This is a genomic window from Bacillus sp. P4_E1 (assembly GCF_056401715.1).
Window position 1 is genome coordinate 1 of record NZ_JBFUIV010000045.1, and the last position, 8922, is coordinate 8922.

An 8922-nucleotide genomic window follows, 5' to 3' on the forward strand; every position below is an offset into this window, starting at 1 on the left:
TATTAGCCCCGGTTTCCCGGAGTTATCCCAGTCTTATGGGTAGGTTACCCACGTGTTACTCACCCGTCCGCCGCTAACTTCATAAGAGCAAGCTCTTAATCCATTCGCTCGACTTGCATGTATTAGGCACGCCGCCAGCGTTCATCCTGAGCCAGGATCAAACTCTCCAATAAAGTTAGTTTGTCTAGCATCTAAAAATAAAAATTGACGTTCACGTTGTTTGTTTCGTTCAGTTTTCAAAGAACTTGTYTGCCGCTCATTTGCGACTCCCTTATGTTAACATCTTCGTTAGTTAATGTCAACTAGGTTTTTCATTTTGTTTGCCGCGTTCTGCGTTATTGCATCGGCGACTTGTTCTATATTACACCTCTATATCCTAATCGTCAATACTTTTTATCCTTTTTATTTTATAAATTCTAAAGGGTATTGAACCTTCTTCATTTATACTCCGTTCCTAGAGATTAATAAACTGGTGCAATCACTTTCATAATCGACAGTTTACACTTTCTTACTTACACCTTTCTAAAGAATGAATAGCAAGCCAAACAAATATATATTAAAGGTAGCACTTTTTATTTGAGTACATTCCAGCTGCATTCACAATTATCTCCTACCACTTCTCTCTAGGAATTATAAATACACCATGCATTTACTAAAAATCTAATTAACTTAGGAGGCGTTATGAAATGCATGTTAATAAGAAGATCATTTATGTATCCCATGATGCCCATTTCCACGGAGCACAGCTGCTTTCTTTACATACTATTAAAGCTCTTAAAGAAAACTTTCATTACTCCGTCGCCATTATTTCTATTGGAACGGGCATTTTAATCCACGATTTTCAAAAGTATGGTCCTGTTTATTGCCTAGAGGTAGACTACCCAACAGAAAAAAGGGTCGAATTATTAATAAAGAAGTTACTATCACAAGACTATACCATCGCCATATGTAGTACCGTCATAAGTGGTGATATAGTTGCATTGCTAGCTAAACACAATATAAAAGTTATTTCATTAATACATGAATTGCCGCATTTAATACAACAGTACTCTGCCGAGGGGAAAGCTAGAAACATTGCCCAGTTTGCTTACAAAATTGTCTTCCCTTCACAGTACGTGTATGACAAATTCCGTACAATCACCCAATTAGATCATCAAAAATGTCACATCCTCCCTCAAGGCTTGTTTAACCACAATCCTTATAAGAACAATATTGCAAAAGCTAGAAGCGAATTACGAAAAAAACACAACCTGCCTCTAGATAGCAAAATCATTTTAGGAGTCGGTTTCGCTGATCATCGGAAAGGGATAGATTTATTCTCACTTATTGCTTACTCAGTAAGAAAGGTTCATACGAATATTCATTTTATCTGGGTCGGGAGAACAGATGTTCATTTCTTTAACACGCTATCCCCAAGATATACAGCACATTTCACATTAGTTGAGCCTACTCCAGATATCGGTTTATATAACGCCGGGGCTGATTTATATTTATTAACTTCAAGAGAAGATCCTTTTCCAAACGTTGTTTTAGAAGCATTAGATACAAAAGTCCCTGTTATAGGGTTTAAAAACGCTGGAGGTTTTGAAGATGTTGTTACGGAACAAACTGGCGCCTTAGTAGACTTTTTAAATTTACCGCAGGTGCTGGAAAGAATATATGAATTTATTGGAGATGAAGAATTACGATTACAAAAAGGGCGCTTTGGCCAAGAGCTTATTGAAAAAGATTTCAACTTTCTTCATTACATTTATCAACTGTTAAACCTACTTGATCATAATTACAAAAAAATAAGCGTAATCATACCGAACTATAATTACGAAAAATACTTATCTGACCGAGTTAAATCCATATTAAACCAAACCTATCCCCTTTACGAACTAATTTTCCTAGACGATGCCTCTACTGACAATAGCATATCTATATTTGAACAGGTGCTCTCAAACGAAAATAAGCCCCACCTAAAAGTTCAGCAGATTATTAATGATAAAAACTTTGGTTCTGTATTTAAACAATGGATAAAAGGCATCTCTGCAGCAACCGGTGATTATATTTGGATTGCAGAGGCCGATGACTTATGTGATCAGACATTTTTAGAAGAAGTAATACAAGGGTTTCATATAAATGGTGATGTTACCTTAAGCTACACACAATCAAAACAAATAGATGAACAAGGAAATATCCTAGCCAATCATTATTTAGATTACACAAATGATATTGATAAAGAAAAATGGAAAAGTTCTTATTTCCGAAAAGGGATAGATGAAATACAAGATACATTACTTATCAAAAACACCATACCTAATGTCTCAAGTGTAGTTTTTAAAAATATAGATATAAAAACAACAGAAAAACAATTAGAAAAGTTTAAAGTAGCTGGTGATTGGTTTTTCTATGTTTCTATTCTTAAAGAGGGAAACATTTATTTCAATCCAAAACCGCTAAACTATCATAGACGACATACAAATAGCGTAACGAGAACAGAAGATTCATATTCCCATTACAGTGAAGTTGTACAAATGCAGAATTTCATTAAAGAAACCTTTACTATCGACGACATTTCAAAAAAGAAAATGTACACATATAGAAAGTACCTTAAAGCATATTTGAAGATTTAATGATATATTTTATTCGCCATCAGTATCTCTTGTAAAACGTTACTATCATTTAAGGGGGGTTACTCTTTGAAAGAATTTATAGAAGCAAATAAAGATTTGCTTTCTCAAATTGCACACAACTACAATGTAAATGCAAGTATCCATCCAGAGGATCATATCTTTCAATTCCTTGTCACTAATCCAGTCTTCCCATCTAAAAAAGAAGCGATAGATTATTATTTTCAAGATGGGAGAAAATCCGCAGAAACACTCTTAGATTTAATTACTTCCTTTTATCCCCCTATAGACACTCCAATTAAATTATTAGAATTCGCATCCGGATATGGCTGCGTAACACGTCATTTATTAAACCCACAAACGAACTTAAGTATAACTACCTGTGATATACATGAAGAGGCTATTACTTTTATTGAAAACACATTAAATACTTCTTCTATCTTATCTCACCCTGAACCTGAACAAGTAAAATTGGCCTCGTCTACGTATGATATCGTCTTTTGTCTATCCTTTTTTTCTCATATGCCTGATACAACTTGGTTTCGTTGGCTTCAAACATTGTATAATGCTGTTTCTCCTGAAGGCTTACTCATTTTCACAACTCACGGTTATCAAAGTAAAAAGTACTTCAGCTTTCCAGATTTAAATAAACAGGGTTATTGGTTTCTCCCTTCTAGTGAACAATTGGATTTAGATGTTCATCAATATGGGCAAACGATCGTTAGTCCCTCTTACGTATGTGACAAAATTAAATTATTACCCTATAACCCTGTCATCAAAAAATACACTGAAGGTTTTTGGTGGGAACATCAAGACCTTTGGGTAATAAAAAAAGAAATAAAATAATAAACCACGCTCTACTGATACAAAAGTAGGGCATGGCTTATTATTTTTTACTATATAAGAACTCTTCAATCCATAGCTTATTTAATCTAATTCCACTTTTGAAATCTATTTTCGGTTCCCAATTACATTCTCGTCTTACTCTATCTATATTTAAAATGATTTTTTGAACATTTTCTTGCCTTTGTTTATAGCAGGTAAAGTCCACTTTTCTTTCCGTTAATTTCTCCAATTCTACTATAATTCGTTTTAAAGAGAGACCCTTGCCGCTCCCTATGTTATACACACAAGATTTCAAACGATTTAATTGTGATAGTTGTATAGTGATTTCAACTAAATCATCGATATAAATATAATCTCGAATAATCTCTTGTGGATTCCCATATATATTAATCTTTTCATTACTGAGATGCTGATACAAAAAACAATTTATTGCCCCAACTTTCTTTAAAGGATTTTGATATTTTCCATATGGATTAGAATATCTGCATACAACATAGTCAATTCCGTATTTTTTCTTATAAAAGTACAAGTAATTTTCAAGCGATACTTTTGTTATTCCATAAGGAGAAAGTGGTTTTAATGGATGTTCCTCATCAATAGGTAAATATTCCGGTTCACCATAAACCGTTCCTCCAGAAGATGCTAATACAATTTTTTTAACAGGAAAATTTTTAACACTTTCCATGAAGTTAAGAAAAAAAAAGCTACTGTTTATATCTCCGAAAACATCATCAATTGAAGTTGCTACATTAGACGTTGCAGCTAAATAAATAATAATATCCACACTCACTAAAGCTTTATATATATCTTTAACATTCGCTAAATCACCTTTAATAAATTCAACCTCACTTATAATATTTTGAGGGAAATTATTTATATGTCTGGAAAATACTTTTACATTTTGACCTTGTTTCAATAAACCTAATGCGAGGTTTATACCAATGAAACTATTTCCACCTACTATTAAATAATTATTCTTCCTCATAATATCCTCTCTAGTAATAAGATTTTTGCTTATCACACCTAGAAATACAAATAAACGAACTTGGTCACCTCTATTATTCATTCTCTTATAATTGTATGCCCCTTATAAATTTTCATTATCTTTATTTTATATTTTCCTTTTAGAATCGATACCTTATTTAAGATGACCGCAAAAACACTCATAATATTTACTCATTCCCATGAATATATTGGATTAGTAAAAACTTGCCTTCTCATATTCTCGTTTATTCTATTTAAAAACCTTCTCCATAAATAAAACTTTCAAAAAGGAGCACTACATGTATGAAGAATGTAAATCAAGAGCTTTTAAATCATGTAATCCTACATAAAGATCGAATCCCACATTTCCATAAAGACTTTCCACTTATACTATTTTGGAGCCATAGAAGCGGATGTACTACTTTAGCTAATTGGTTCTTTTTTCAAATTGGATTATTTACTGAAGCAAAGAAATACCATGACTTTATTCATTACTATGAATTCTGGGTGTATAAAAACAACACCAACTACATACCAGAGTTACAAAATGGGCTTCTCACAGCAAAAAAAGATGTTTGTAAACTTGTACGGAATCCCTATACAAGGGCCGTCAGCTCCTTTTTATTGCTTGCTGACAATCCATATGCTAGCCCTCAATGGGAAAGTATCCGGCATTATTTTTATAATGACAAATATAGTAATCAAGGAATATCATTTAAACAATTTTTATATTACGTTCAAGCATTCGATTCCAATTCCCTAGCAATAGATATACATTTTAGTCAGCAATACGTCCCAGGTGAAGAAAACTTCATCCAATACTATATTCCTTTAGAAGATTTTAATACACAAATCACCAAGATAGAACACACGTACGATTTGACTAAATCAAATTTAGCGCTTCTTATAAATTCAGATCATCATCGTGCTCATAAGATGCTTTATACGGGAAGCTATGCAGAACTTAGCATTACAGATGCATCCTTCCCCCGCTTTCCAACATATGAAAGCTTTTATGATAAAGAAACCATGGATTTAGTTACAGAAATATATGCACAAGACTTTGAAATGTATCCGTACACAAAAGGGATATTCTAAGTCGATACATTCTTCAATGAATAAAAGCGAATGTATCGCATAGCATAAAGTGAAACTTTAATTAGCGTGGGGTTCTCTCCCGCTAATTATTCCATTCTACCAATCTCACTTTTATGAGTTCCCTAATTTCCACCCACTCTCTTTGATTTCGCTGATTGTTGACGTGTGTGTCATATGCATTTTTTTACACAGGAGTGATGTCATGTGGAAGGTAATTTGAAGCACAATAATGGATATTGCGTTATTTGTGAGAAGAAAGCTACATTTATAGAGCATAATGATTGGCTTAGAGATCACTACTTATGTTCTACATGCCACTCTATACCAAGGCAGCGCGCTCTAATCCATGTTTTAAATACATTTTTTCCAAAATGGGGTTCCTATCATATCCACGAATCCTCTCCTGGAGGAATTACAACTCAACTACTAATAAAAAACTGCAAAAACTATACATACTCTCAATACTTTAAAAACTACCCTCTCGGCCAATACTTTCAAGGGATTAGATGCGAGAACTTAGAAGACATGACTTTTCAAAATGAATCTTTTGATTTATTCATTACTCAAGATGTCTTTGAACATGTAATGGAGCCAAACAAAGCCTTTAAAGAAATAGAGCGTGTATTAAAGCCTGGCGGTGCTCATGTGTTTACTGTCCCTTGGTATCATACACTCACAAAGACTTTACAAAGAGCAAGAATCAATAAAGAAGGCATCGAATATATTGAGGAGCCAATTTATCATGGTAATCCTATTGATGAGAACGGGTCTTTAGTAACATTTGATTGGGGTCAAGATATGATTGAATATATTTATACACATGCAAATATGTATACCATTGTTTATTTACAAAAGGATAGATCACTGGGGTTAGATGCTGAATTTCTACATGTTTTTATTAGTGAAAAACACGAAAATGATTTTTAGGCACTATATAATTTGGAGGTTAACAAATGAATAACTTTAAGTTAGGAAGTGATTTTGATAACCTTGTTAGCCCGCTTTCTGATGTTGAACTTCTTAATCTATTTATACAAAGTTGCTCACAAACAAAGATAAATGGCATCCCAGTACCTATGTTCCCCTCCGAAGAAATTCAACAACAGTTTGTAGGTGCTTCCTATGAACATGCTCTTTATGAAGCATATTTGTTTTATAGCCTTGTAAAAACATATGCCCATAATTTAGGCGTTCCCTTGAATAAAGAACGGAAAATTTTAGACTTTGGTTGCGGATGGGGAAGAATCATACGCTTCTTTTTCAAAGATGTTCGCCATAAAAATTTACTTGGTATTGATGTAGATCCTGTAATGATTAACCTTTGCAACGAAACGTTAGGAAGAGGCAGGTATAAAATAGCTCCCCCACAACCTCCTGTAGAATTTATTAATGACAATTCATTAGATATCATATTCGCTTATTCTGTATTCTCACATTTATCCGAAGAAACAGCAGAAAATTGGATAAAGGAGTTTTCAAGAATTCTTCGTCCAGGTGGAATCTTCATCGCAACAACACAAGCACGCTATTTTCTCGATTTCTGTCAACAATTTAAGGAACACCCTGAATTAATTCAAACTGGGTGGCATAAAACTTTATCTCAAGCTTTTCCAGATATAAATCGTGCCATCTCGGATTATGAAAGCGGCAATTTTATCCACAGCCCTACGGGAGCTGGAGACGTTAGAAACAGTAGCTTCTATGGGGAAACCGTTATACCTAGAACTTATATTAAAAACCACTATGAGAAGTATTTAAAGCTACGGGACTTTTTTGATGATACAAACCGGTTACCCCAAGCTCTATTTGTTCTCCAAAAAGATTAACTCTTTTCGCTCATTGTATAATGAAGATCACTTTGTATCTCAGCCGTATATATTAAATCATCAAAGATTTCCATATCAAGCAAACTGCACAAAAGAATTCATTATGCAGCATAAACACAGTAAGTAAATAACATATCTCATGTTTTAACTAGATTCGAAAAATCAAAAGTAACTTCCCACCACTTGAACTACGAAGAACATAAGGGGGATATATTTTGAAAATAATCGCTTTTTACTTACCACAGTTTCATCAAATAAAAGAAAATGACCGATGGTGGGGGAAAGGGTTTACTGAATGGACAAATACTAAAAGTGCACGACCTTTATTTTCAGGACATTACCAACCTAGAGAACCTTATCAAGATTTTTATTATGACTTAACCACCCCATCCGTAAGAAAATGGCAAGCAGAAATCGCCAAAGCACATGGCATATATGGTTTTTGTTATTACCATTACTGGTTTAAAGGGAAGAGGCTATTGGAGGCACCCTTTAATGAGGTACTTAAGATGAAGGAACCAGATTTTCCATTTTGCCTTTCTTGGGCAAATGAACCGTGGACAAAAACTTGGGATGGTCTTGATAGTCACATATTAATGCCTCAAAATTATGGAGAATTATCGGATTGGAAAGAACACTTTGAGTATTTATTGCAAGCTTTCCAAGATGAGAGATATATCCGTATAGACGATAAACCACTATTCATTATTTATCGCCCTGGGCATATCCCTCATTGTGAACAAATGCTTCATTATTGGAATACACTCGCACAAGAAAATGGTTTGAAAGGTATATACTTTGCAGAAACATTAAACAGCTTTCCACTTCCTAATATAAATGGATTTGATGCTAGCATTCAATTCGAGCCTTTTTATACAATTGCTCATGATAGCTCTTCAGACATAAATAAGACAATATATGAGTCTGGTAAACAAATAAACGCTTGGGATTATGATAAAGTGTGGATGTATATACTAAAGCGATCTCCTCCAGAAAAAAAAACATTTCCTGGTGCCTTTGTTGACTGGGACAATACAGCACGCCGCAAAGACTTAAATAGCAGCATCTTCCTAGGTTCTACCCCTAGGAAGTTCACGATATATTTAAGCAAACAAATCCAGCGTACCTATTCTCTTTACAACAGCGAGTTTTTATTTATTAATGCGTGGAATGAATGGGCAGAAGGTACTTACTTAGAACCAGATAAAAGGCATGGATTCGCCTATTTAGAAGGAGTTAAGCAGGCAATTAACAGAGGTATGAAAGCATACAAAAAAGACGAGTCATTCTGACTCGTCTTAAAATTGCTTGGCGACGTCCTACTCTCACAGGGACAAGGTCCCAACTACCATCGGCGCTAGAGAGCTTAACTTCCGTGTTCGGTATGGGAACGGGTGTGACCTCTCTGCCATCATCACCAAACTGATGAAGGTATATTCCTTCAAAACTAGATAACATTAGCTTCATATTATATGGTTAAGTCCTCGATCTATTAGTATTCGTCAGCTCCACATGTCACCATGCTTCCACCTCGAACCTATCAACCTGATCAT

Annotated in this window: 7 protein-coding genes and 2 rRNA genes; 6 read left to right on the forward strand and 3 right to left on the reverse strand. The window is 34.3% G+C overall.

Annotated elements, in window-relative coordinates:
* Positions 1 to 173, reverse strand: a 16S ribosomal RNA gene (locus AC1DS7_RS28385); the annotation flags it as partial.
* Between the two features lie 513 nt (positions 174 to 686).
* On the opposite strand from AC1DS7_RS28385, the gene AC1DS7_RS28390 reads away from it, so the two are divergent.
* Together AC1DS7_RS28390 and AC1DS7_RS28395 are read left to right on the forward strand one after the other, a co-directional pair.
* Positions 687 to 2618, forward strand: a complete 1932-nt coding sequence (locus AC1DS7_RS28390; RefSeq protein WP_476999382.1) for a glycosyltransferase — start codon at positions 687 to 689, stop codon at positions 2616 to 2618.
* Positions 2619 to 2684: 66 nt separating this feature from the next.
* A complete protein-coding gene (locus AC1DS7_RS28395) occupies positions 2685 to 3461 on the forward strand; it encodes a class I SAM-dependent methyltransferase (RefSeq protein WP_059038016.1) in 777 nt (258 codons plus the stop codon).
* Between the two features lie 40 nt (positions 3462 to 3501).
* Here the strand turns inward: AC1DS7_RS28395 and AC1DS7_RS28400 are convergent, their stop codons facing one another.
* On the reverse strand, positions 3502 to 4446 hold the full coding sequence (locus AC1DS7_RS28400) for an NAD-dependent epimerase/dehydratase family protein (RefSeq protein WP_215601114.1): 945 nt from the start codon (positions 4444 to 4446) through the stop codon (positions 3502 to 3504).
* Between the two features lie 302 nt (positions 4447 to 4748).
* Here AC1DS7_RS28400 and AC1DS7_RS28405 point away from each other — a divergent pair, with 302 nt between their 5' ends.
* From AC1DS7_RS28405 to AC1DS7_RS28420, 4 genes are all read left to right on the forward strand, one after another.
* Positions 4749 to 5543 (forward strand): sulfotransferase family 2 domain-containing protein, encoded by a 795-nt coding sequence (locus AC1DS7_RS28405; protein WP_088031330.1) that lies wholly within the window; start codon positions 4749 to 4751, stop codon positions 5541 to 5543.
* A gap of 204 nt (positions 5544 to 5747) precedes the next feature.
* Positions 5748 to 6470 (forward strand): class I SAM-dependent methyltransferase, encoded by a 723-nt coding sequence (locus AC1DS7_RS28410; protein ID WP_012260218.1) that lies wholly within the window; start codon positions 5748 to 5750, stop codon positions 6468 to 6470.
* A 26-nt stretch (positions 6471 to 6496) separates the two neighbouring features.
* Positions 6497 to 7369 (forward strand): class I SAM-dependent methyltransferase, encoded by an 873-nt coding sequence (locus AC1DS7_RS28415; protein WP_012260217.1) that lies wholly within the window; start codon positions 6497 to 6499, stop codon positions 7367 to 7369.
* A gap of 215 nt (positions 7370 to 7584) precedes the next feature.
* Positions 7585 to 8661 carry a glycosyltransferase WbsX family protein gene (locus AC1DS7_RS28420; protein ID WP_002140175.1) on the forward strand — a complete coding sequence of 359 codons (1077 nt, stop codon included), beginning with the start codon at positions 7585 to 7587 and terminating at the stop codon, positions 8659 to 8661.
* A gap of 14 nt (positions 8662 to 8675) precedes the next feature.
* Here AC1DS7_RS28420 and rrf read toward each other — a convergent pair.
* Positions 8676 to 8791 (reverse strand): 5S ribosomal RNA (gene rrf, locus AC1DS7_RS28425).
* Positions 8792 to 8922 lie beyond the last annotated feature (131 nt).